Genomic DNA, 22,554 nt, shown 5'->3' on the forward strand with positions numbered 1-22,554 from the left:
TTCCCGGGGAGCCTTGTGGAAGTCGATTTGTCGACAAAACGACCTATGGTTTGGGCGGATTTCCTGGGGTTTTCGGGCCGACCGTACCTCGAAGTGCACGAGTGAGCGGTTCTCGAGCGCACCCGTGAGGCCGATCGACGGGCCCTGTACGCCGCCCGAGCGGCGACGACACCCACCGGAAAGGGTCTCCGCCGAACCGGTCCTATTTACTGACCGATCGGTCTGTAATACTGTTCCACCAGACCCGCCAGCCGAGGAGAGGACCGCCAGGTGTCCGGAGTACTGGAGAGTTACGCCCGAGGGTCGTGGTTCACCCCCTCGGACGAGGGCACGCCCCTGGCCGACGCGAACACCGGGGAGACCGTCGCCCGGATCTCGAAGAACGCCCCCGACATCGCCGGGATGATCGACTACGCGCGCTCCGTGGGCGGCCCCGCCGTGCGCGCGCTCACCTTCCACGAGCGGGCGGTCCTCCTCAAGGAGGTCGCCAAACACCTGATGGGGTACAAGGACGAGTTCTACGCCCTCTCCCACCGGACCGGCGCCACCTCTCGCGACACGATGGTCGACGTCGACGGCGGCTTCGGCACCCTCTTCGGCTTCTCCGGCAAGGGACGCCGCGAACTGCCCAACTCCACCGTCATCCTCGACGGACCCCCCGAACCCTTGAGCAAGGGCGGCACGTTCGTCGGACAGCACGTCTACACCTCCCGCCCCGGGGTGGCCCTCCAGATCAACGCCTTCAACTTCCCCGTCTGGGGCATGCTGGAGAAACTCGCCCCGGCCTTCCTCGCGGGACTGCCCAGCATCGTCAAGCCCGCCGACCAGACCGCCTACCTCACGGTCGCCGTGGTCCGACGGATCATCGAGTCCGGGCTGCTGCCCGAGGGATCCCTCCAGGTCCTCGTCGGCACCCACGAGGGGCTGCTCGACCACCTCGGCCCCCAGGACATCGTCGGCTTCACCGGCTCGGCCGCCACCGGCGCGCTCCTGCGCGAACACCCGAACGTGGTCCGCGGCGGCGTTCAGCTCAACGTGGAGGCCGACTCCCTCAACTTCTCGATGCTCGGGCCGGACGTGCGGCTCGAGGACCCCGAGTTCGACCTGTACGTGAAGCAGGTCGTCGCGGAGATGACCGTCAAGGCGGGCCAGAAGTGCACCGCCATCCGCCGCGTGCTCGTGCCCTCCGGCATGGCCGACGCCGTCATCGAAGCCCTCACCGACCGCCTGTCCAAGGTCCGTGTCGGGGCGGCCGACCATCCCGACAGCCGGATGGGCGCGCTGGTCTCCCTCGAACAGCGCGAGGCGGTACGCGAGGCGATCGGGGCTCTGGGACGCTCCGCCGAGATCGTGTTCGGAGACCCCGACCGGGTCGAGGTCATCGGGGCCGACGACGGGTCGGGCGCGTTCATGTCACCGGTCCTGCTGCGCGCCGAGCCGGGCGCGCGTGAGCCGCACGAGATCGAGGCCTTCGGCCCGGTGTCCACCGTCATCACCTACGACACGGTGGCCGAGGCCGTCGAGCTGGCCGCGCTGGGCCGGGGCGGCCTGGTCGGTTCCCTGGTCACCCACGACGAGGACGTGGCCCGCGAGGTCGTCCTGGGCACCGCCCCCTGGCACGGGCGTGTCCTGGTGCTCGACCGGGACGACGCCAAGGAGTCGACCGGCCACGGGTCCCCGCTCCCCGCCCTGGTGCACGGCGGCCCCGGGCGCGCCGGCGGTGGCGAGGAGCTGGGCGGCGTGCGCGGCGTCAAGCACCACATGCAGCGCACCGCCCTCCAGGGCTCCCCGGACATGATCACCGCGATCACCGGTCAGTGGACCCCGGGCTCGCGCCGCCTGGCCGACGACGTCCACCCGTTCCGCAAGGACCTGTCCCGTCTGCGGATCGGCGACACCATCGAGTCGGCCGAACGCGCCGTGACCCGCGCCGACATCGACCACTTCGCGGAGTTCACCGGGGACACCTTCTACGCGCACACCGACGAGGAGGCCGCGGCCGCCAACCCGCTGTTCGGCGGGATCGTGGCCCACGGCTACCTGGTCGTGTCGTTGGCCGCCGGGCTGTTCGTCGACCCCGCTCCGGGCCCGGTGCTCGCCAACTTCGGCGTCGACCACCTGCGCTTCCTCACCCCGGTGAAGGAGGACGCGGTCATCAAGGTGACCCTGACCGCCAAGCAGATCACGCCGCGCACCAACGCCGACTACGGCGAGGTGCGCTGGGACGCGGTCGTCACCGATCAGGGCGGAGAGGTCGTCGCCACCTACGACGTCCTCACCCTGGTCGCCAAGGGCGAGGAGTAGTCGCCCCGCCGCGCCGGTGACCCTCCGGCCCGTCTCCCGCCGCCCCCGACCGGATCGTGGTATCCGTCGGGGGCGGCGGCGCGCCGGGAGCACGACGGAGGAGGGTACGTGTCGAGAAGAGGACACGACAGAAGGGTCCGTCCGCGGCGGACCACCGTCCTGAGGGTGACCGAGGACTTCGACGCCCCGGTGGATCGGGTGTTCGCCCTGATCGTCGACCGGTCGGCCTTCCTGGACGCGATGCCGCCGGGGGTGGGGGTCCGGGACTGGCCCGAACCCTTCGGCAGGGGCGGGATCCTCGACCTGCGCTGGGGCGCGGCCGGTCTCGCACCCGTACGGTGGACCGCCGTCATCGACGCCTACGAGGAGGGACGCACGTTCAGCGACCTCCAGGTGAGCGGCCCCTTCCGCTATTGGCGGCACACGCACACGGTCGAGCCGTTCGCGGAGGGCACCCGGCACACCGACGTCGTGGAGTTCTCCACCGGGCTCGGGCCGGTCGGCGACCTCGCGGTCGCGATCGCGATCCGCGGCGCGTTCGGCCCCCGCCTGCGTCGGATGCGCGCCGCGCTCGGGAGTGGATGAGAAAGGGCGTTCCGGCAGGGTCCGACCCCGCCGGAACGCCCGCCCGTCACAGGTGCGCGATGGCCCGCCCCGGGTCCTCCATCGCGTCGGCGACCACGCGCATGAAGCCCGCCGCCGCGCCGCCGTCGCAGACCCGGTGGTCGAAGGCGAAGGACAACTGCGTGATCTTGCGGACCGTCAACTCCCCGTCCACGACCCAGGGGCGATCGATGATCCGGCCGAGGCCGAGGATCGCCACCTGGGGATGGTTGATGATCGCGGCGCTGCCGTCCACCCGGAGCGATCCGTAGTTGTTCAGGGTGAAGGTACCGCCGGTCATCTGCTCGGAGGAGAGTCCGCCCTCACGCGCCCGTCGGGTCACCTCCCTGATCGCGGTGTCCAACTCGGCCGTGGTCATCCGGTGCGCCCCCATCACGGCCGGGGCGACCAGACCTCGCTCGGTCTGGACGGCCAGACCGAGGTTGACCCCGTCGTACTGGACCAGTTCCGAACGTTCGGCGTCCACCAGTCCGTTGAGTTCGGGGTGGGCGCGCAGCCCCGCCAGGACGAACCGGGCCACGTGGGCGAGAAGGCCGGGCCCCTCCGGGTTCGCCTCGCGCAGCCGCACCAGTTCGGTGGCGTCCACGTCCACCCACACGGTGGCCTCGGGGATCTCACTGCGGCTGCGCGAGAGCGACGCGGCCATCGTCCTGCGGAAGGCGCCCATCGGCACCCTGCGGGATTCGGTCAGACCGGTGCGGGCGTCGACCGCGCCCGGCTCCACCGGAGACGGGGGAGAGGGGACCGCGATCGGGGCGGACGGGGCCGGAGCGGTGTTGGCGCCGGCCGCCTCGATCGCGGAGCGTACGTCCCGACGGGTGACGAGTCCACCGGGTCCACTGCCCTGGAGGTCTCCCACGCGCAGCCCGGCCTCCCGGGCCATCTGCCTGACCAGGGGAGAGGTGACCAGAGGGACACGGCGCGTCTCCACCGAAGGACGGGCCTCGGGCACGGTCACCCGGACACGCGGACGGCGCCGACGTCCCGAAGGGCTCCCCTCGGATGTGCCGTAGCCGATGAGCACGTTGCCCGAACCCGCGCGCTCCTCCTCCCGGTAACGTTCACCGGCGGGGTCCTCGGTGGTCTCCGGCACGGCCGGGTCCGGGACCCGGGCCTCCGCGGAGGGGGCCTCCGTCTCCACGGTGATGAGCGGTCGACCGACCTCCATCACCTCTCCCTCCGCGCCGTGCAGTACGCCGACCATGCCGGCGAAGGGGGAGGGCACCTCCACGAGGGACTTGGCGGTCTCCACCTCGACGATCGGCTGGTCGAGGGCGACGGTGTCGCCGACGGCGACCAGCCAGCGGACCACCTCGGCCTCGGTCAGGCCCTCGCCGAGGTCGGGCAGGTCGAAGGTCCGTGCGGTCACTGGTCCTCCCACTGAAGGTCGTCGACGGCGTCGAGGACGCGGTCCACACCGGGCAGGTGGAACCGCTCCAGCTTGGGCGGGGGATAGGGGATGTCGAAACCGGTGACCCGGCGGACCGGGGCAGCCAGCGAGTGGAAACAGCGTTCGGTGACCCTGGCGACGATCTCCGAGGAGACGCTCGCGAACCCGGAGGCCTCGGCGATCACCACGGCACGACCGGTGGAGCGCACCGCCGCGCATACGGTCTCGTCGTCGAAGGGGACGAGGGAGCGCAGGTCCACGACCTGGAGGTCGCGTCCTTCGGCCGCCGCCGCCTCGGCCGCCTCCAGGGCGACGGGCACGGTCGGTCCGTAGGCGATGAGGGTGGCGTCGGCGCCTTCACGCCGGACGACCGCGCGGCCCAGCGGGGCGGCGGGCCGTTCCACGTCGATCTCTCCCTTGGCCCAGTAGAGCTTCTTGGGCTCCATGAGGACGACCGGGTCGGGGGAGGCGATCGACTCGCGCAGCAGGAAGTAGGCGTCCTCGGGGGTGGCGGGGGTGACCACCTTCAGGCCGGGGGTGTGGGCGTAGTAGGCCTCTGAGGAATCGCAGTGGTGTTCGACGCCGCCGATGCCGCCGGCGAAGGGGACCCGGATGACCAGGGGCACCTCCACACGGCCGCGGGTACGGTTGCGGATCTTGGCCACGTGGCTGGCGATCTGCTCGAAGGCCGGGTAGGCGAAGGCGTCGAACTGCATCTCGACCACCGGACGCAGTCCGTTCATCGCCATGCCCACGGCCATACCGACGATCCCGGACTCGGCCAGCGGGGTGTCGAAACAGCGTTCCTCACCGAACTCGGCGGTCAGTCCGTCGGTGATGCGGAAGACGCCGCCGAGCGGGCCGACGTCCTCGCCGAACACGTGGACGGTCGGGTCCTCCGCGAGGGAGTCGCGCAGCGCCCGGTTGAGGGCCTGCGCCATGGAGAGCTTCTCGGTCGCCATCGTCACAGACCCTCTCTGCTCAGTTCCTCGGCCAGGAAGGCGGCCTGCTCGGCCAGTTGGGGGGTGGGCTCGGAGAACACGTGCGCGAACAGTTCGGCGGGCTCGGGTTCGGCCCCTTCGACGACGCCCTCGCGCATGTACGCGGCGACGGCCTCGGCGGCCTCGGTGATCTCGGTCCGGCGGGCCTTGGTGAGGGCCCTCTTGCGCTTGAGGTGCTTCTCCAGGCGGGTCAGGGGGTCGCGCGCGACCCAGGGGTCGACCTCGTCCCCGCTCCGATAGCGGGTGTCGTCGTCGGCGTTGGTGTGCGCCTGGATCCGGTAGGTGTGCGCCTCGATCAGGCGGGGGCCTCCCCCCGCTCGGGCGTCCGCGACCGCTCGTTCCAGGACGGCCAGGACCGCGGCCGGGTCGTTGCCGTCCACCCGTTCGCCGGGGACCCCGTAGCCGACGCCCTTGTGCGCCAGGGAGGGGGCCGCGCTCTGCCGGGCGAGGGGGACCGAGATCGCGTACTCGTTGTTCTGCACGAAGAACACGACCGGTGCCCGGAAGACGGCGGCGAAGTTCAGGGCCTCGTGGAAATCGCCCTCACTGGTGGCGCCGTCGCCGCACAGCGCCATGACGACGGTGTCCTCGCCCTTGAGCCTGGCCGCGTGGGCGACGCCGACGGCGTGCAGGAGCTGGGTGGCCAGCGGGGTCGCCTGGGGCGCGACCTTGCGCTCGTAGGGGTCGTAGCCCGCGTGCCAGTCGCCTTGGAGGAGGGTGAGGACCTCGATCGGGTCGACTCCGCGCGCGATGACGGCGGCGGTGTCGCGGTAGGTCGGGAAGAGCCAGTCGCCGTCGGAGAGGGCGAGCGCGGCCCCGACCTGGCAGGCCTCCTGGCCGTGCGAGGAGGGATAGACGGCGAGGCGTCCCTGGCGGACGAGGGCGCCTGCCTGGTCGTTGACCCGGCGCGCCGTCACCAGGGAGCCGTACACCTCCAGAAGGCGTCGGGTGTCGGGCATGGGGAGGCCGGAGCCGTCGACCCGTGAGCCCGACTCGTCGAGCAGTCGAAGGGGTTCCTCGGAGGGGAGTAGGGCCTGATGTTCCGCCATGCTGCAACCTCCTGGGCGCGGAAGATCTGTATGCAGACATGGTGCTGTTCGCGACCATCTGTTCGCCACAAACCGGTCAGAATCGAGAAAATGTCGCAAATCGATCAGAGTTTTCGGGCCGAGTGTCCACATATGTGACCTGGGACACCACTTCGCGTGGACATGTGGCCTACACCTCACACCCGGGTGACCCTCTTCTCGACCCGACCCGGTCCGGCCTTCGGGAGGGGCACCGCGCCTCGGAGAGGTGCGGGGGCGTCGTTAGCATGGGTCGGTGCCGCGAGCGGCCTGACCTGCGAGGCGCCGCGCACATCGGACACCGCAGGGACATCAGGGGGAGACAAGACCGTGAGCGACGAGCGCGAGAACCTGAGCTATGAGCTCTTCGGCACCGCGATGCGCGAGATGGCACAGGCGATCGCCGACGACGGGTACGAGCCCGACATCATCCTGTCCATCGCCCGCGGCGGCCTGTTCGTCGCCGGCGGCCTGGGCTACGCCCTGGACGTCAAGAACCTGCACGTCATGAACGTCGAGTTCTACACGGGTGTCGGCACCACCCTGGACATGCCGGTCATGCTGCCCCCGGTCCCCAACGTGGTGGACCTGAGCAACAAGAAGGTGCTCGTCGCCGACGACGTCGCCGACACCGGCAAGACCCTCAAACTCGTGCACGACTTCTGTTCCGAGCACGTCGCCGAGGTGCGCAGCGCCGTCGTCTACGAAAAGCCCCAGTCCCTGATCAAGTGCGAGTACGTGTGGAAGCACACCGACCGCTGGATCAACTTCCCCTGGTCGGTCCTGCCCCCGGTCGTCCACCGCGAGGACCAGGTCCGCGACGCCTGACACGAACGCACCGGAGGGAGCCGGCCCCGGGCGGGGCCGGCTCCCTCCGTATTCGGGCCGTTCAGGACCCGTCGTCGGCACCGGTCAACCGCCGACGAGGCGGGACAGCTCTACGCGGGAACGGATCCCGAGCCTGGTGTAGATGTTGCGCAAGTGGTGATCGACCGTCCGGGTGCTCAGAAAGAGCCGCGCCGCGACCTCCCGGTTGGTGGCGCCGCCCGCCACATGCCGGGCGATCCGCAGCTGTTGCGGGCTGAGCCGTTCCAATCCGCCCGCCTCAGGCGTCGCCGTGCCACCGCGCGCCGCCCGGAGCTCCTGTCCGGCCTGACGCGCCCACGGCCGGGCCCCCAGCCGTTCGAAGGCCTCCATCGCGGTGTACAGATGCTCACGCGCCCGCCCTGGATGGCGTGACCTGCGCAGATGGCCGCCGTACAACAACCGGGTGCGCGCCTCTTCGAAGTCGCAGTAACCGGAGGAGTGCAGTTCCAGCGCCCTCTCGAAGAACCCGGTCGCCTCCTCTCCCTCGCAGAGCAGACCCCGGCAGCGCATCACCTGGGCCCGGGCGGTGTCCTGGCCGGTCGCCTCGGCCCACCCCGCGAAGGTCTCCACCGCGCGACGCACCCGCACCTCGACCCCGCCGCGTACCGACGCCTCCACCAGGTGCGGGGTGATCAACAGCCGCACCGCCGCGTGACCGCGTCCGGGGCCGGAACGGGCCAGGGAGCGCAACCGCATCGCCGCCTCCGCCGTACGGCCGGAACCCAGATCGAGCAGGGCCAGGGCCCAGGAGGCGAGCCCCGCGGGGAGGCCGACGTCGTGTTCCCCGGCCAGCGCCAGCGCGGTCTCCGCGTGCTCCCGACAGTCGTCCTCCTCACCCCGAAGGGCGGCGACGAAGGCGAGCGCGCCCCGGTGATGGCTCGCGCAGTTGTCCTGCCCGGACCCCACCGCGCTCCGCAGCCCTTCGGCCGCGCTCTCCTCGGCCAGGGAGAGGCGTCCGAACCACATCTCCGCGTAGGTCAGGAACTCCAGGGCCTGCGGGACCAGGGCCAGAGCACCGGTCCGGCGCGCGATCGTCACGGCCCGCCCGGCCAGGGACCGGGTGCGCATGTGGTCGCCTCGGAGCAGGCCGGCGATCCCGCCCAGAACGAGCGCCTCGGGGTCCCCGATCCGCTCCGCGACCCTCTCGGCCCGTTCCAGGAGCTCGGCGCCCTCACGGTGCCGGCCCTGGAACATGGCGGCCTTCCCCGTCATGTAGTCGAGGACGAGACGATCCCAGGGCCTCGCGCGGCCACCATCGGGCGCGGCCTCGGAGACGAGGGTCCGGGCGCGTTCGACGGTGGCGAAGAAACGCTCGTGGTCACCGGACAGGCATCCGGCCTCGCCCGCCTGCAACAGGGCCCGCAGGGCCGTACTCGGATCGCTCCTTGCCAGCCGTTCGGCGGCCGGGCCGAGCCGTTGGACGGCGTCGATGGCCACCCCCGAGCGCAGGTCCATCTCGGCCCGGAGCAGGTCGGCGTGGTCCTGGACGGCGTACCCCCGGTCGCTCCGGACGGGCAGTGAGCGCACGCGTTCGAGGAGCCGCCCGGCCCGGGCCGGAGCACCGGACAGCCAGGCGGATCGGGCGGCGTCGACCAGGCGCCTCCCCCGAAGGATCGGATCGAGGCTCAGGCGGGCCGCGTGTTCGTGGAGCAGGGAGGCCGGGGCGTGGCCGTTCCGCTCGACGGCGCGGTGCGCCTCCGCGTGAAGGGAGGCCGCGACCCTCTCGTCCGGGCCGCCCCCGACGAGCGCGCGATGCCAGAGGGCCCGGCCGGTGTCCCGGGCGTCCTCGTGCGCGCGGGCCAGGTCCAGGTGCGCGGAGCGCCGTTCGGCGGGGGAGGCGTGGTGGTAGCCGGCCGAGCGGGCCAGTGGATGGGCGAAGACCGTCCGGTCCCCCGTCTCCACGACCAGTCCGGCGCGACGCGCGGGTTCGAGGACGTCGGGGTCCGTCGACGCGGGGGCGTGCGGGTCGGCGGCGGCCCGCACCAGGGCGAGTCGGGTCTCCTCCGGAAGCCGATGGAGACGCTCGACGAAGGCGTCGGTGAGTTCACCGTGAGAGCGTGGTGGTCGTTCCAGGGCGACCGCCCCGGAACGCTGGTCGGGGGTGCTCCCCTCCAGTAGCTCGAGGGCCGCACGGGGGTTGCCCTCGGCGGCCTCGGCGAGCGCGGAGGCCACCGGTTCGGTCGGCCCGTCCTCGGCACGCCCTCCGTGCCCCGCGGCCGACTCGCGCAGCAGGCGCAGAACGGCCCGTTCCGGCAGAGGGCGCAGACGAAGGGCCGGGACGCCGGCGAGCAGCCCCGGTTCCGGACCTTCGGCACTGAGCAGGACCACCGCTCCGTCGTGGGTCAGTCTGCGGGCGGCGAAGGCCACGACCCTCCGGGAGAGCGGGTCGAGCAGGTGGAAGTCGTCGACGTGGAGCAGGAGCGGACTCTGGGCCGCGACCTCGGTGAGCAGCCCCAGGGCCGCGCCGGCCAGGGGGAGGTCGCCGCCCGGCTCTCCGGTGTCCAGGGCGCGGGTGAGGGTCTCGCGTTGGACGTGCGGCAGACGTGGGAGGTAGGGGAGCGCGGGCCTCAGGAGTTGGTGGAGGCCGGCCAGGGGGATCCGGCTCTCGCCCGGCGCCGCGCGGGCGTGGAGCACGGTGAAGTCGGGTGCCTCGGACACGGCGCGCTCCAGGAGTGCGGTCCTGCCGGAGCCGGGAGGCCCCGTCACGAGCAGGCCGCCGCTCCGTCCCGAACGGGCGGATTCGAGCAGGTGGCGGAGGGAGAGCAGTTCGTGGTCGCGCCCGTACAGGGGCGCTGTACGTGTGAGCGGGTTCACGCTGTTCACCCCCTTAAGTTACTCGTCGGTTAAAAACGAGTAAAGGGACCGGCGATTCGGCCGATGCGCGCGCCATGGTCCGCGGCGCACAATCGGGATCCCCCGCCTCCCCCACCCTCGGAGCTCATATGAGACGCCCGATCTCCCTCCTGCTCGGATTCGTCCTCGCCCTCGGAATGTCCCTCCAGGCCGCCCCCGCCGGCGCCGACTCCCACACCCCCGTCGTCTTCGTCCACGGGTTCATGGGCAAGGGCGGCCAGTGGGACGACATGCGGGCCGCCCTCGTCGACTCCGGCTACCCGGAGGACCGGCTGCACGTCTTCTCCTACGACTGGGCCCGTTCCAACACCACCATCGCGGAACGGCTCTCGGAGCGGATCGACGAGGTGCGCGGCGAGCACGGTGTCGACCGCGTGCACCTGGTGACCCACTCCATGGGCGGCCTGTCCTCGCGCTACTACATCAAGAACCTCGGCGGCACGGAGACCGTCGACCAGTGGATCTCCATCGGCGGCCCCAACAACGGGACCGACATCGCGAACCTGTGCCCATCGCCGATCACCCCTTGCGCCGAGATGAGGCACGGGTCGGACTTCCTCGCCGACCTCAACTCCGGCGACCCCACGCCCGGGCCGGTCGGGTACACGACCCTGCGTTCCCCCTGCGACATCGTCATCTCTCCCACGGAGAGCACCTCCCTGCCCGGGGCCGACAACATCCGGGTCGGGTGCGTGGAGCACATCTCGATGATGTGGAACGGCGAGGTCATCGATCACGTCCGTCGCGTCGTCGGCTGACCCGTCCCCGACATGGGACGGGGCGACGGTCCGTTCCCACGAACCGTCGCCCCGTCCTCGACCGGAGGCCTACCCCGCGGTGGCGGGGTCGGCCTCGTCCGCGTGCAGGTCCCGGCCCTCCTGGACCTTCACCAGTGAGACCGCGGCGAAGGAGATCACGGAGAGCCCGACGATGTACACGCCGATGGTCCACGAGGCGCCGAAGCTGTTCAGCAGCAGCTCGGCGATCATCGCGGCGAAGGCCCCGCCCAGGATCGCCCCGAGGGCGTAGCCGATCGAGACGCCCGAATAACGGACCTCCGCCGGGAACATCTCCGCGTACAAGGCGGACTGGGGTCCGTAGCTCAGGCCGAAGGTCAGCGTGAAGACGAAGACCCCCACGAAGTACAGGAGGACGTCGCCGGTGTCGACCAGGAACCACATCGGCACCGCCCAGGCGGCGAGCAGCACGTAGCCGATCTGGAAGGTCCGCACCCGGCCGATCCGGTCGCAGATCCATCCGCCGTACAGCGTCGAGATCAGCCAGCCGAAGGAGGCCAGGGTCGTCGCCAGCAGGACCGGGCCGCGTTCCATCCCCAGCCCCATGTCCTCGACCGGCCTCGAGGCGTAGGTGGCGAGGAAGGCGATGACGAGGTAGCCCGCGGCGTTGTTGGAGACGAAGATCAGCGCGGAGAGGACGACCTCACGGGTGTTCTCGCGGAACAGGCGGCCCAGCGGGGCGGAGGACTTGGCCCGACGCGCCTGCATGTGCTTGAAGACCGGGGACTCCTCGACCGTCTTGCGGATGAGGTGGCCGACGACGATCAGCACGACGGACAGCAGGAAGGGGATGCGCCAGCCCCACTCGAGGAAGGCGTCGGTACCGATGATCGCGGTGATGACCCAGACCACGAAGGTCGCGAGGATCATGCCGCAGGGGACGCCGATCTGCGGGTAGGCGCCGAAGTAGCCCCTCTTGTGCACCGGAGCGTGTTCCACCGACATCAGGGCGGCCCCGCCCCACTCGCCGCCGGCGGAGAAGCCCTGGATGATGCGCATCAGGATCAGCAGGATCGGGGCGGCCATGCCGATCTGCGCGTAGGTGGGCAGCAGGCCGATGACGAAGGTCGCCACGCCCATCATGACGAGGGTCGCCACCAGGATCCGCTTGCGTCCGAACCGGTCGCCGAGGTGGCCGGCGACGATCGCGCCGAGCGGCCGGAAGAGGAAGGAGATGCCGATGGTGGCGAAGGAGAGCACCTGGGCGACGCCCGGGTTGCTGGCGGACAGGGGTTCCAGGAAGAGCGGTGCGAGTACGAGGCCCGCGGCCTGGGCGTAGATGAAGAAGTCGTACCACTCGATGGTGGTACCGACCATCGTCCCGGCGAGGACCTTGCGCTTCTCTCTTCGGTCGAGAGGGGCACCCGGTTCGGGGGTCGTGGCGTCGGAAGTCGCCATTGCTGCTCCGTAGTTCTCTGCCGGCATGGGCCGGATCCGTCGATGGGCCACGGCAGGCGCCGTCCGCGTATTCGGGGCGTACAAGGGGAAAACGGACGACATGCTCATGAGCCCCAGAACACCATGCCATGTGAGGCACGACACTTTCTACACCGGGGCCTTACTTTCGCAGTTGAGAACACATGTCCTTACCGAACGGTCGGTCGGAAAGTCCGGGTTCCAGCACACTCCGTGACGCCGTACCGCACCCCACCCCACGTCCTCGTAAGGACGGTGGACTACCTTGAGCACCAGTGACACGGGGTGCTTCGGACCGCACAGGGGTTCCGAGCTGAGATCACACCCGTCGAACCTGATCCGGGTAACGCCGGCGAAGGGATGTCCACTCACCCGCCCCCGGCGGTGACTCCTCTGTGCACGGCTCCCTTCTCCGCCAGACAGAAAGGGAACCGATGTCCTCCCCCGAAGCCGCACAGGCGATCCCTCTCGACCGACAGGTCGTCCTCGTCACCGGTGGAGCCCGCGGGCTGGGCTCCCATCTGGCCCGGGCCTTCCTGCGCGAAGGGGCCCGTGTGGTGATCAACCACCGGAGCAGCGCCGATGCCGCCCGCGAACTGGCCGAGACCCACCCCGACACCGCCCTGGCGGTCCGGGCCGATGTGCGTGACCGCGACCAGGTCACCGCGATGGTGGAGGAGGCCGAGAGCCGCTTCGGCGCCCCCGTCACCACCGTCGTCAACAACGCCCTCGTCGACTTCTCCTTCAACGGCGACGCTCGACCGCACGCCGACACCTTGACGTGGCAGGACCTCGACCGGCAGTTCAGCGGGACCGTCCAGGGCGCCTTGAACACCGTGCAGGCGGCCCTCCCCGGAATGCGCCGGGCCGGGGGAGGGCGGATCGTCAACGTGGGCACCAACCTGTTCCAGCACCCGGTCGTGCCCTACCACGACTACACCGCGGCCAAGGCGGCCCTGCTCTCCCTGACCCGCACCCTCGCCCACGACCTGGGCCCCGACGGCATCACCGTCAACATGATCTCGGGTGGTCTGCTGCGCACCACCGACGCCAGCTCGGCCACCCCCGAGGAGGTGTTCGACCTGATCGCCTCCGGCACCCCGCTGCGCCGGGTCACCACCCCGGCCGAGTTCGCCGACACCGCCCTGTTCTTCGCCTCCCCCTGGGCCCGGTCGGTCACCGGACAGAACCTGGTCGTCGACGGCGGGCTGGTGATGGACTGATGCCCGAGATCGAACGTCAGGCGCACATCAACCTGTTCATCTTCGGCTCCGGCCACCACAAGGCGGCCTGGCGTCACCCCGATTCCCCCGCCGAGCGGATCGGGGACATCCGTTACTACGAGGAGCTGGCCCGCACCGCCGAGCGGGGCCTCCTGGACGCGGTCTTCTTCGCCGACGGCCACGCCGCCGGCGAGGTGGCCGAAGGGCCGTGGTGGTTCCTCGAGCCCCTGACCGCACTGGCCGCGATGAGCCGGGCCACGGAACGGATCGGGCTGGTCAGCACCGTCTCCAGCACCTTCTACACCCCCTTCCACGCCGCCCGCATGCTGGCCTCGCTCGACCACATCTCCGGCGGTCGGATCGGGTGGAACGTGGTCACCTCCATGTTCGACACCGAAGCGCGCAACCACGGCTACGAGAGGATGCCGGAGCACGGGGAGCGCTACGCCCGCGCCGAGGAGTTCGTGGACGTGGTGCTGCGGCTGTGGGACTCCTGGGGCGAGGACGCCCTGCGCCATGACCGCGACGGTGTCTTCGCCGATCCCGAGCTGGTCCGCCCCATCGACCACCAGGGGGAGCACTTCCAGGTCGACGGCCCGTTGAACGTACCGCGCCCGCCCCAGGGTCACCCGGTGCTCTTCCAGGCGGGCGCCTCCGAGCAGGGCCGCGCGCTGGCCTCCCGTCGCGCCGAGGCGATCTACTCGGTGGCCTACGACCTCCCCAGCGCCCAGGACTACTACCGGGACGTCAAGGCGAGGATCCGGCGGGCGGGCCGCGACCCCCGTTCGGTGGCGATCATGCCGGGGCTGGTCACCTACGTGGGCTCCACCGAGGCGGAGGCCGAGGCCAAGCGGAACGAACTGGACCTGCTCCTTCCGGTGGAGGAGTCGTTGCGACAGTTGGGCCTGTTCGTGGAGCAGGACTGCTCGGACTGGGAGCTGGACGCGCCCGTCCCCGAACTCCCCCCGTTGGAGGCGTTCACCGGACCCAAGGGTCGCTACGCCACCATCCTGCGGATCATCGAGTCCGAGAGGCCCACGGTGCGCGGGCTGCTCGGACGTCTGGCCGCCGGCGGCGGGCACTGCACCATGACCGGCACCCCCGAGCAGATCGCCGACCGGATCGGCGTATGGCTGCGTGAGGAGGGCGCGGACGGCTTCAACCTCATGCCGCCGTCCCTGCCGGGAGGGATCGAGGACTTCGTGGACCACGTGATCCCCGTCCTCCAGGAGCGGGGGCTGTTCCGCCGCGAGTACACGTCGGAGACCCTGCGCGGGCATCTGGGGTTGGAGCGCCCGGCCGCACCCTCGCATCGGTGACCCTCGCCGGCCGGGTCCACCCACCTCGATCACGGTGAGCGGACCCGGCGGTGCCGTCGCGGTGGTCTGCTCAGAGCAGGTGCCTCAGGTAGCGGCCGGTGCGGCTCTCCGAGGTGGCCGCGATCCGCTCCGGCGTCCCCTCCGCCACGATCCGACCGCCCGCGGAGCCCCCGCCCGGCCCCAGGTCGACGACGTGGTCGGCGCCGGCCACCACCCGCATGTCGTGCTCGGCCGCGACCACCGTGGCCCCGGACTCCACGAGGTCCCGGAGCCGGTCCATCAGCACGTCGGTGTCGTACGGGTGCAGCCCCGTCGTGGGTTCGTCCAATAGATAGACCGTGTCCGCCACCCGACGACGCTGGAGTTCGCCCGCGAGCTTGATCCGCTGGGCCTCCCCGCCCGAGAGCTCGGTCGCGGACTGCCCCAGACGCAGATACCCCAGACCGACCGCGCGCAGGGTCTCCAGGGAGCGCCGCACCGCCGGCACCTCGTCGAAGAACTCCAACGCCTCCTCGACCGACATCGCCAGGACGTCGGCGATGGTGCGCCCCCGGTAGAGGACCCGCAGGGTGTCGGGGTTGTACCTGGAGCCGCCACAGGTGGGGCAGGGGGCGTAGGTGGTGGGCAGGAACAGCAGCTCCACCGAGACGAAACCCTCGCCCTCACAGGTGGGACAGCGTCCACCCGTGACGTTGAAGGAGAAGCGACCCGCTCCGTAGCCGTACTTCTTCGCCTCGTCGGTGGCGGCGAAGAGTCTGCGCACGGTGTCGAACAGACCCGTGTAGGTGGCCAGGTTGGAGCGAGGGGTGCGACCGATGGGCTGCTGGTCGACCCACACCACGCGCCCGCGTTCCGACGCGCGTTCCTCCACCGCCGCCAGCAGGCTGGACTTGCCCGCCCCGGACACCCCGGTGACGGCGGTGAACACCCCCAAGGGGAGATCGAGGTCGACGTCGCGCAGGTTGTTGCGGTCGGCGCCGCGTAATTCCAGCACGCCCCGGGCCTCGTGTCGAGGACGCTCGGGAACGACGTTCTCGAACAGGTAGCGCCGTGTCACCGACTCCGGCTCGTCGCGCAGACCCTCCACCGGGCCGCTGTAGAGGACACGGCCACCGTTCTCCCCGGCCCCGGGGCCGACGTCGACCACCCAGTCCGCCCCGCGCACGATGTCGAGGTTGTGCTCCACCAGGCAGACGGTGTTGCCGCCGTCGCGCAGCCGTCGCAGGATGTCGGAGAGCGCCTCGCGGTCGGCCGGGTGCAGCCCCGCCGAGGGCTCGTCGAGGACGTAGACCACACCGAACAGTCCGGTGCGCAACTGGGTGGCCAGACGAATGCGCTGTAGTTCCCCGTGGGAGAGGGTGGGGGCGGGCTGGGCCACGCTCAGATAGCCCAGTCCCAGCTCCATCAAGATCTCGGCCCGGCCGGTGATGTCCCGGGTCAGGACCCCGGTGGCCCCTTCCTCGTCGTCGTTGTGAGGACGCAGCAGCTCGACCAGGTCGGTCAAGGACAGGCGGGCCAGTTCGGCGACGTTGTATCCCGCGAAGGTGACCCTCAGGGCCTCCCGCCGCAACCGGAGCCCTCCGCACTCGCGACAGGTGCGGTTCTCCATGAACTCGGCGGCCTTGCGTCGCCGGGCCTCGCTCGCCGAGGTGCCGTAGGCCTTGAGCACCAGTCGACGGGCGCTGGTGTACCGCCCCTGGTAGGGGCGGTGGATCCGACCGGCCTCGCGGACCGGATGGACCGTCACCACGGGTTCCTCGTCGGTGAACAGGATCCACTCCCGCTCCCGTTCGGGCAGTTCCCGCCAGGGTCGGTGGATGTCGTATCCGAGGGTGTCGAGGATGTCGCGCAGGTTCTTGCCCTGCCAGGCTCCAGGCCAGGAGGCGATCGCCCCGTCGGCGATGCTCAGGGAGGGGTCCGGGACCAGGGAGGCCTCGGTGACCTCGTGTTCGACGCCCTCGCCGTGGCAGACCGGGCAGGCCCCGACGGCCGTGTTGGGGGAGAAGGCGTCCGAGTCGAGGTGTTCGTCTCCCGGTGGGCGCTCTCCGGATCGGGACAGGAGCATCCGCAACGAGTTGGAGATCATGGTGAGCGTGCCCACCGTGGACCGGCCCGAGGGGCTCGTCCTGGGCTGGGCCAGCGCCACCGCAGGCGGCAGACCGGTGATCGACCCCACCTCCGGGTCCGGGAGTTGGCGCAGGAGCCGCCGGGCGTAGGGCGCCATGGACTCCAGATACCGGTGCTGGGCCTCGGCGTAGAGGGTCCCGAAGGCCAGCGAGGACTTGCCCGATCCGGACACCCCGGTGAAGGCCACCATCGCGTCGCGGGGCAGCGACACGTCCACGTTCCTCAGGTTGTGGATGCGCGCCCCGCGGACACGGATGTGATCGTCGATTTCCGCCATGTCCCCAGGTCTACCCGGTTCGACCGCTCACCTCGACCGACGAGGCGCCGCGCCCCCATCGACCTTTCTTGGTCAGTGACCTACTATCTCTTGTTCAGCAACCAATAAGGGGTGGAACATGGACCAGAGGGTCGTGATCGTCGGGGCGGGTCCGGTGGGCCTGTGGCTGGCCGCGGAACTGAGATACGGCGGGGTCGAGGTGACGGTCCTGGAGCGCCGCACGGAACGGAACGCGAACTCCCGGGCACTGACCGTCCACGCGCGCACACTCGAACTGTTCGACTCCCGAGGGGTGCTCGACCCCTTGCTGGCGGAGGGCACCCGGATACCGAACGGGCACTTCGCCGTACTCGACAGCCGACTCGACTTCCGCGGGCTCGACTCGCCCCATCCGTTCACCGTGGCGATCCCCCAGGAGCGCACCGAGCGGATCCTGGAGGAGCACGCCCGAGGGAAGGGCGCCGACGTCCGCCGCGGGGTCACGGTGTCCGGTCTGGAGTTCGGCGAGGACCGGGTGCGCGTTCTGACCGAGGACGGGGAGAGGATCGACGCGCCGTGGGTCGTCGGGTGCGACGGCACCCGCGGCATCGTGCGCACGGCGGCGGGAATCGACTTCCCGGGCACCTCCTCGACCTGCCTCGGATGGTTGGCCGACGTCCGCGTCTCGGAGCGGCCCGACCCTCCGATCGTCGACGCCTGGAACGACGAGGGACAGGTCCTCGGGGTGCCCCTGTCGGAGGACCTCTACAGATTCGTGGGCATCGCGCGCGAGGACGTACGCGAGGACCGACCGGGCGAACCGACCTTGGAGGAGGTACGGCGCAAGATCACCGCGGTCACCGGACGGGACTGGGGCGCGCACTCACCGGTCTGGCTCTCCCGGTACGGGAACGCCGCACGGATCGCCGAGCGCTATCGCTCGGGCCGGGTCCTGCTCGCCGGGGACGCCGCCCACCGGCACATGCCCGCCGGCGGTGTCGGAATGAACGTGGGGATCCAGGACGCGGCGAACCTGGGCTGGCGACTCGCCTCGACCGCCCTGGGGACGGCCCCCGAGGGTCTGCTGGACGGCTACCACGACGAACGCCACCCCGTGGGCGTCGATCTGTTGCGCGCCACGCAGGCCCAGACCGCGCTGCTCACGGACTTCTCCCCGGACGGGCGGAGACTTCGGGAGTTGATGAGCGAGCTGATCTCTGAGGTCCCCGCCCTCGCCGACGACCTCGCCCGACGTCTCTCCGGACTGAAGGTCCGCTACCCGGCCCCGCCGGACGCGCACCCGCTCGTGGGGACGAGGGCCCCGGATCTCCCGCTCGCGGACTCCGGTGGGCTGTTCACGGCCATGCGATCCGGCGGGTTCGTCCTGCTCGACCTCACGGGCGGGCTCGAAGCCCCGGGCCTGCCCGCCCACCGGGTCGCCTCGATCGAGGGCCGCCGAGAGTGGACGAACGTCGACGCGGCGCTCGTACGTCCGGACGGACACGTGGCCTGGGCGGGCGACGCCTCCGGTGTTCCGGCGGCCCTGAGGTCGGTGGGTATCGGCACGACCAGGGCCGGGGCCGGCGGATGACGTAGGCTTTCGGGTCATGGTGAGGGATCGTCGGGCCGAGATCGTCCGGGCAGCGTTGGAGTTGTTGGACGAGAAGGGGCTGGAGGCGGTCAGCCTTCGCGCCGTCGCCGACCGGCTCGGGGTACGGATGAACACCGTCTCGTGGCACGTCAAGACCAAGGCCGGGTTGCGCGACCTCATGGCGGACGCGATCCTCGCCGAGATCCGGCTCGACGACCTGCCCTCCCCCGGTGAGGAGGCGGTGCGCGCGCTACTCCGCCGCTATCGGGGGGCCATGCTCGCCCATCGCGACGGCGGACGGGTCGTGGCCGGAACGTTCACCGCCGAACCGGCCACCCTGCGCTACGCCGACCGGCTCGTCGGTGCCCTGCTGGAGGGCGGTCTCGACGAGCGGGCCGCGGGTTGGACCGCCTGGACGCTGATCTACTTCGCCCTCGGTCTGGTCCAGGAGGAACAGGGCGCGGAGCGTGAGCAGGGCTCCCTCTCCGACCGTCTGGCCTCGGCGTTGGACGTCCGGGCCCATCCCGCGTTGGTGCGCGTCTTCCCGCACCTGACCGAAGGATCGTTCGAGGAGCGGTTCGAATACGGGATGGACCGCGTGCTCTCGCCCCTGGCCTGACCCCGACCCTCAGGAGTCGGCGGAACGGCGCAGGCCCAGTCGGCCTCGGGTGGCCAGGGTGAGGATCACCGCGACGAGGAGCACGGCGCAGACCTCGAACAGACCGGCCGGGTCGCCGACGAGCATGCCCTTGAGTCCGGCGACGACGTTGACCGCGGCGTGGGCGACCACGGCGGCGAGCACCCCGCCCCGGGCGGAGTTGAAGACGTGGCCGAGGACGACCGTGAGTCCGACGCAGAGCAGGGCGTAGGCGGGGAAGTACACCTCGGACTGGATCGTACCGGCCATCTCGAACAGCGGGGCGTGCCACACGGCCCAGATCGCGCCGAGGACGACGTTGGCGGCGAGCGGGGGAAGTGATCCCTGGAGGCGGGGCAGAGCGAACCCTCGCCATCCCAGCTCCTCGTTACCGCCGCCGACCAGAGCGATGAGCAGGAACTGGACGGGCACCATCATCAGCGCCGCCTTCAGGGCCTCCTCCTCGACCGAGGCCGTTCCCAGGTACACGGGGAGAGCGGCCGACCCCGCGATGGCCAGGACGACGAGCGCCGTGATCGCGTAGGGGGCGATGCCTCCCCTGTGTCGGAGCGAGTGGCGCCGGAAGAGCGCGCCCACCCCGGCACGTCCCTTCGTCGCGGCGGTGACGAGGATCGCGGCCACCATCGGGCCGAAACCGCCGACCAGGACGGCCGGGGTCGGATCACCGCCGTCGAGGAATCGGGGAATGAGCCACCAGGCGGTCCAGGAGAAGGCGAAGGAGATCACCAGGAAGGCGGTGAGGCCTCGGGGGTCGACGGCCGTCGTCCGTGACGGGTCGGGGGTGTGGGCGGGAGCGGGGGAAGGGGGAACGGGGTGCGTGGAGGGGGTCTCGGTAACCATGACGAGAAACATACATCGTTGGAGAGAAACCTACAACGTATGATTACTTGTATGCTGTCGGACATGGACGAAACAGGCTCCGACCGGCACGTCGACAGCGTCTTCCACCGCCCACAACGGCGCCGCAGGTCGCAACCGGCCCTCAGCAGGGAACGCATCGTCACCGCGACCATCGCGCTGCTCGATCGGGAGGGGGCCTCGGCGCTGACCATGCGCAAGGTCGCCGCCGAACTCGGGGTGCACGCGACGAGCCTCTACTGGCATGTGGACCGCCGAGAGGATCTCGTGGACCTGGCCGTGGACGAGATCCTCGCCGAGGCCGCCTCCCGGCTCCCCTCCGCCGGCCTGCCCTGGGACGTCGCCCTCAAGGAGACGGCCCAACGCTTCTATTCGGCCCTGACCGCGCACACCTGGGCCGCCGAGTTCGCCGGGTCCCGCCCCCTCGTCGGACCGAACGCCGTCGCCCTGTCGAGGCGGATCATCGAGGCCCTCGCCGCGCTCGGCGGGGAGGAGGAGAAGCGGGCGGTCGCGATCCGGGCGGTGTCGAACCAGCTCCTCGGCGCCGCCACGTCCGCCGTCGCCATGCGTGTGGCCAGATCCGGCGGGGCGGGGGAACACGAGGAGGCCGTCGCCTCGGCGGTCTCGGAGGCGGACGCCCTGGCCGTGGAGAACACCTACTTCGACCAGGTGCTGGACCTGATCGTGCTGGGCATCAAGGCCCGCCACGACGCCTGAACCGAGCGCGGGGCGGGCGGGCCCCGCTCCGGAACACGACCGAGGGCCCACCGAACGGATCGGTGGGCCCTCGTGACGTTCATGCCGGCCGGTCAGTCCCGACGATCGCCCTCGGTCTCCTCGGGACGATCCTCGGAGGCGTTCGGGGTGTCGGTGTCCTCGTCGGGGCGGTTCTCGTAGGGCTTCATCTTCAGACGCACGTCGACCTCCTTCTCGGCTCTCCCACCAACGTAGGAACGTCCGGGAACGACACCAAGCCCCTGACCGGACCCGGCCGGAAACGGGGAACCGTGTGGCCGATGGTCCTCATGAGGCCCCGGCCGTCGAGGGCCGGGGCCGTTGAGCGGGACGGTGGGATCAGCCCGTGTAGGAGGGCTCCCGCTCGATCGGTTCGGACGGCGCCGCCTCGGGGAACTCCGGACTCGGTTCCTCGACGGAGGGATCCTCCGGCTCGAAGGTGGGGTCGTCGGTGGCCGGGGTCGTGACCTCGGGGGCCGGGGTCGGGACCTCCGGCCCCTCCGTGGTGGAGACCGCCGGAACATCCGGGACGTCCTCCGAGGCGAACGCCGGGGCGGCGCCGAGGAAGGCCACCGCCAAGGCGGCGACGATGAGCGTTCGGGAATTCACTCGCATGATCGACCTCTGGTCTTGTGGGTGTCCGCTCGCTGAGCGGTCATTCGGTGATCTCGACCGGGGTGCCGATCGGCAGGCGTTCGGCCATCCAGGTGATGTCGTCGTCGGACACCCGGATACAGCCGTGGCTGACCTCGCCGCCCAGACCCGACTCGTCGTCGGTTCCGTGCACGCCGAGTTGGCCGGGCCCTCCCGCGAAGCTCTCCAGGGTGTCGGAGTGCCCGCTGAGGCCGAAGGCGTAGGCCCCGTACTCCCCTCCGGGGTCCGGGGGCCGGAGCAGCTCGGTGAAGTAGTACTCACCGGGCGGTGTCGGGGCGTCGCTCGTACCGATACCGACCGGTCCGGTCCGGAGCTCCTCCTCTCCCTCGGTCACGGTGAAGGAGAACTCCGACATGTCGACCACCACGCGGAAGGCGGTGACGGCGACCTCCACGTCGTCGGCCTCGATCCAGCCGGTGGAACCGTTGGGCCGTACCGGCAGAAGCACCTCCAGCCAATCGCCCCGGGTCCGCCTGACGAGGAAGACCCGGTCCGCGCCGAAATCGTTCGGGCTCGCGAGGGTGTGCACCACCTCGCCGCCGTCGGGTTCGGAGCGGATCTCGATCTCGTCGGCGAGGACCGTGGCGATGTGGCCGCCCGTCGCCCCCTCTCCCCGCTCCGGCGCCTCGGCGGTCTCCTCGGACTCCGCCGAGGTCTCCGAAGACGAGCAGGCGGAGGCGACGGCCAGGACGGCGACGGCGGCCAGGACGAGAAGCGTCCCGGCCGGCCCACCGGGTGTCAGGGATCGGAACATGGGGTCCATCCGGTCGAGGGGGTCCGGTGGGCCTCTCCGCACCGGACACCATGAAGACTG

18 protein-coding genes and 1 riboswitch are annotated in these 22,554 nt (G+C 70.9%); of the genes, 9 read left to right on the top strand and 9 right to left on the bottom strand.

Annotation, left to right across the window (positions count from 1 at the left end):
* Positions 1-270 precede the first annotated feature (270 nt).
* Positions 271-2,304: a phenylacetic acid degradation bifunctional protein PaaZ gene (gene paaZ / locus TR33_RS19070; RefSeq protein WP_042284541.1), complete on the top strand. Its 2,034-nt coding sequence runs from the start codon at positions 271-273 to the stop codon at positions 2,302-2,304.
* Between the two features lie 108 nt (positions 2,305-2,412).
* On the top strand, positions 2,413-2,889 hold the full coding sequence (locus TR33_RS19075) for an SRPBCC family protein (RefSeq protein ID WP_014908164.1): 477 nt from the start codon (positions 2,413-2,415) through the stop codon (positions 2,887-2,889).
* Between the two features lie 46 nt (positions 2,890-2,935).
* Here TR33_RS19075 and TR33_RS19080 read toward each other — a convergent pair whose 3' ends face one another.
* The 3 genes from TR33_RS19080 to pdhA are packed head-to-tail and all read right to left on the bottom strand — an operon-like array spanning position 2,936 to position 6,368.
* Positions 2,936-4,297 (bottom strand): dihydrolipoamide acetyltransferase family protein, encoded by a 1,362-nt coding sequence (locus TR33_RS19080; RefSeq protein ID WP_042284544.1) that lies wholly within the window; start codon positions 4,295-4,297, stop codon positions 2,936-2,938.
* Positions 4,294-5,280, bottom strand: coding sequence for an alpha-ketoacid dehydrogenase subunit beta (locus tag TR33_RS19085; protein WP_041561775.1), 987 nt, complete (start codon positions 5,278-5,280; stop codon positions 4,294-4,296). Before TR33_RS19085 ends, TR33_RS19080 begins: the two co-directional genes overlap by 4 nt.
* Before the next feature lie 2 nt (positions 5,281-5,282).
* Positions 5,283-6,368: a pyruvate dehydrogenase (acetyl-transferring) E1 component subunit alpha gene (gene pdhA, locus TR33_RS19090; protein ID WP_014913225.1), complete on the bottom strand. Its 1,086-nt coding sequence runs from the start codon at positions 6,366-6,368 to the stop codon at positions 5,283-5,285.
* A 348-nt stretch (positions 6,369-6,716) separates the two neighbouring features.
* Between pdhA and TR33_RS19095 the strand changes: the two genes are divergently transcribed.
* Positions 6,717-7,214: a phosphoribosyltransferase gene (locus tag TR33_RS19095; RefSeq protein WP_017536110.1), complete on the top strand. Its 498-nt coding sequence runs from the start codon at positions 6,717-6,719 to the stop codon at positions 7,212-7,214.
* An 84-nt stretch (positions 7,215-7,298) separates the two neighbouring features.
* Here the strand turns inward: TR33_RS19095 and TR33_RS19100 are convergent, their stop codons facing one another.
* The gene (locus TR33_RS19100) at positions 7,299-10,076 is read right to left on the bottom strand and encodes an AAA family ATPase (RefSeq protein ID WP_042284546.1); all 2,778 of its coding nucleotides are present in this window, start codon (positions 10,074-10,076) and stop codon (positions 7,299-7,301) included.
* 119 nt (positions 10,077-10,195) lie between these two features.
* Here TR33_RS19100 and TR33_RS19105 point away from each other — a divergent pair, with 119 nt between their 5' ends.
* On the top strand, positions 10,196-10,864 hold the full coding sequence (locus TR33_RS19105) for an esterase/lipase family protein (RefSeq protein WP_014911450.1): 669 nt from the start codon (positions 10,196-10,198) through the stop codon (positions 10,862-10,864).
* Positions 10,865-10,933: 69 nt separating this feature from the next.
* Here the strand turns inward: TR33_RS19105 and TR33_RS19110 are convergent, their stop codons facing one another.
* Positions 10,934-12,301, bottom strand: coding sequence for an MFS transporter (locus TR33_RS19110; RefSeq protein ID WP_042284549.1), 1,368 nt, complete (start codon positions 12,299-12,301; stop codon positions 10,934-10,936).
* Between the two features lie 289 nt (positions 12,302-12,590).
* A riboswitch (TPP riboswitch) is annotated at positions 12,591-12,697 on the top strand.
* Between the two features lie 56 nt (positions 12,698-12,753).
* Between TR33_RS19110 and TR33_RS19115 the strand changes: the two genes are divergently transcribed.
* Together TR33_RS19115 and TR33_RS19120 are read left to right on the top strand one after the other, a co-directional pair.
* Complete coding sequence (locus TR33_RS19115; RefSeq protein WP_042284551.1) at positions 12,754-13,542, top strand: 3-oxoacyl-ACP reductase; 789 nt, start codon at positions 12,754-12,756, stop codon at positions 13,540-13,542.
* Positions 13,542-14,861 carry an LLM class flavin-dependent oxidoreductase gene (locus TR33_RS19120; protein ID WP_014909799.1) on the top strand — a complete coding sequence of 440 codons (1,320 nt, stop codon included), beginning with the start codon at positions 13,542-13,544 and terminating at the stop codon, positions 14,859-14,861. Before TR33_RS19115 ends, TR33_RS19120 begins: the two co-directional genes overlap by 1 nt.
* Before the next feature lie 70 nt (positions 14,862-14,931).
* Here the strand turns inward: TR33_RS19120 and TR33_RS19125 are convergent, their stop codons facing one another.
* Positions 14,932-17,265 (bottom strand): ATP-binding cassette domain-containing protein, encoded by a 2,334-nt coding sequence (locus tag TR33_RS19125; RefSeq protein WP_042284553.1) that lies wholly within the window; start codon positions 17,263-17,265, stop codon positions 14,932-14,934.
* A 118-nt stretch (positions 17,266-17,383) separates the two neighbouring features.
* On the opposite strand from TR33_RS19125, the gene TR33_RS19130 reads away from it, so the two are divergent.
* Positions 17,384-18,835, top strand: coding sequence for an FAD-dependent monooxygenase (locus tag TR33_RS19130; RefSeq protein WP_042284554.1), 1,452 nt, complete (start codon positions 17,384-17,386; stop codon positions 18,833-18,835).
* A gap of 16 nt (positions 18,836-18,851) precedes the next feature.
* Positions 18,852-19,454, top strand: coding sequence for a TetR/AcrR family transcriptional regulator C-terminal domain-containing protein (locus TR33_RS19135; protein ID WP_042284556.1), 603 nt, complete (start codon positions 18,852-18,854; stop codon positions 19,452-19,454).
* A 9-nt stretch (positions 19,455-19,463) separates the two neighbouring features.
* Here TR33_RS19135 and TR33_RS19140 read toward each other — a convergent pair whose 3' ends face one another.
* Positions 19,464-20,345, bottom strand: a complete 882-nt coding sequence (locus TR33_RS19140) for a CPBP family intramembrane glutamic endopeptidase (protein ID WP_042284557.1) — start codon at positions 20,343-20,345, stop codon at positions 19,464-19,466.
* 39 nt (positions 20,346-20,384) lie between these two features.
* Between TR33_RS19140 and TR33_RS19145 the strand changes: the two genes are divergently transcribed.
* Positions 20,385-21,068, top strand: a complete 684-nt coding sequence (locus TR33_RS19145; protein ID WP_042284560.1) for a TetR family transcriptional regulator — start codon at positions 20,385-20,387, stop codon at positions 21,066-21,068.
* A gap of 357 nt (positions 21,069-21,425) precedes the next feature.
* On the opposite strand, the gene TR33_RS19150 is transcribed toward TR33_RS19145, so the two are convergent.
* Together TR33_RS19150 and TR33_RS19155 are read right to left on the bottom strand one after the other, a co-directional pair.
* On the bottom strand, positions 21,426-21,701 hold the full coding sequence (locus TR33_RS19150; RefSeq protein WP_159068804.1) for a hypothetical protein: 276 nt from the start codon (positions 21,699-21,701) through the stop codon (positions 21,426-21,428).
* A 40-nt stretch (positions 21,702-21,741) separates the two neighbouring features.
* Positions 21,742-22,503: a L,D-transpeptidase family protein gene (locus TR33_RS19155; RefSeq protein ID WP_042284563.1), complete on the bottom strand. Its 762-nt coding sequence runs from the start codon at positions 22,501-22,503 to the stop codon at positions 21,742-21,744.
* Between the last annotated feature and the right edge of the window lie 51 nt (positions 22,504-22,554).

Origin of the sequence: Nocardiopsis alba, assembly GCF_000710955.1 — a bacterium.
GTDB classification, from domain to species: Bacteria; Actinomycetota; Actinomycetes; order Streptosporangiales; family Streptosporangiaceae; genus Nocardiopsis; species Nocardiopsis alba.

Coding starts and splice junctions, on each gene's coding strand:
- TR33_RS19085 (WP_041561775.1), bottom strand. CDS start 5,280: ATGGCGACCGAGAAGCTCTCCATGGCGCAGGCCCTCAACCGGGCGCTG.
- pdhA (WP_014913225.1), bottom strand. CDS start 6,368: ATGGCGGAACATCAGGCCCTACTCCCCTCCGAGGAACCCCTTCGACTG.
- TR33_RS19105 (WP_014911450.1), top strand. CDS start 10,196: ATGAGACGCCCGATCTCCCTCCTGCTCGGATTCGTCCTCGCCCTCGGA.
- TR33_RS19110 (WP_042284549.1), bottom strand. CDS start 12,301: ATGGCGACTTCCGACGCCACGACCCCCGAACCGGGTGCCCCTCTCGAC.
- TR33_RS19115 (WP_042284551.1), top strand. CDS start 12,754: ATGTCCTCCCCCGAAGCCGCACAGGCGATCCCTCTCGACCGACAGGTC.
- TR33_RS19120 (WP_014909799.1), top strand. CDS start 13,542: ATGCCCGAGATCGAACGTCAGGCGCACATCAACCTGTTCATCTTCGGC.
- TR33_RS19125 (WP_042284553.1), bottom strand. CDS start 17,265: ATGGCGGAAATCGACGATCACATCCGTGTCCGCGGGGCGCGCATCCAC.
- TR33_RS19130 (WP_042284554.1), top strand. CDS start 17,384: ATGGACCAGAGGGTCGTGATCGTCGGGGCGGGTCCGGTGGGCCTGTGG.
- TR33_RS19135 (WP_042284556.1), top strand. CDS start 18,852: ATGGTGAGGGATCGTCGGGCCGAGATCGTCCGGGCAGCGTTGGAGTTG.
- TR33_RS19140 (WP_042284557.1), bottom strand. CDS start 20,345: ATGTTTCTCGTCATGGTTACCGAGACCCCCTCCACGCACCCCGTTCCC.
- TR33_RS19145 (WP_042284560.1), top strand. CDS start 20,385: ATGCTGTCGGACATGGACGAAACAGGCTCCGACCGGCACGTCGACAGC.
- TR33_RS19150 (WP_159068804.1), bottom strand. CDS start 21,701: ATGCGAGTGAATTCCCGAACGCTCATCGTCGCCGCCTTGGCGGTGGCC.
- TR33_RS19155 (WP_042284563.1), bottom strand. CDS start 22,503: ATGGACCCCATGTTCCGATCCCTGACACCCGGTGGGCCGGCCGGGACG.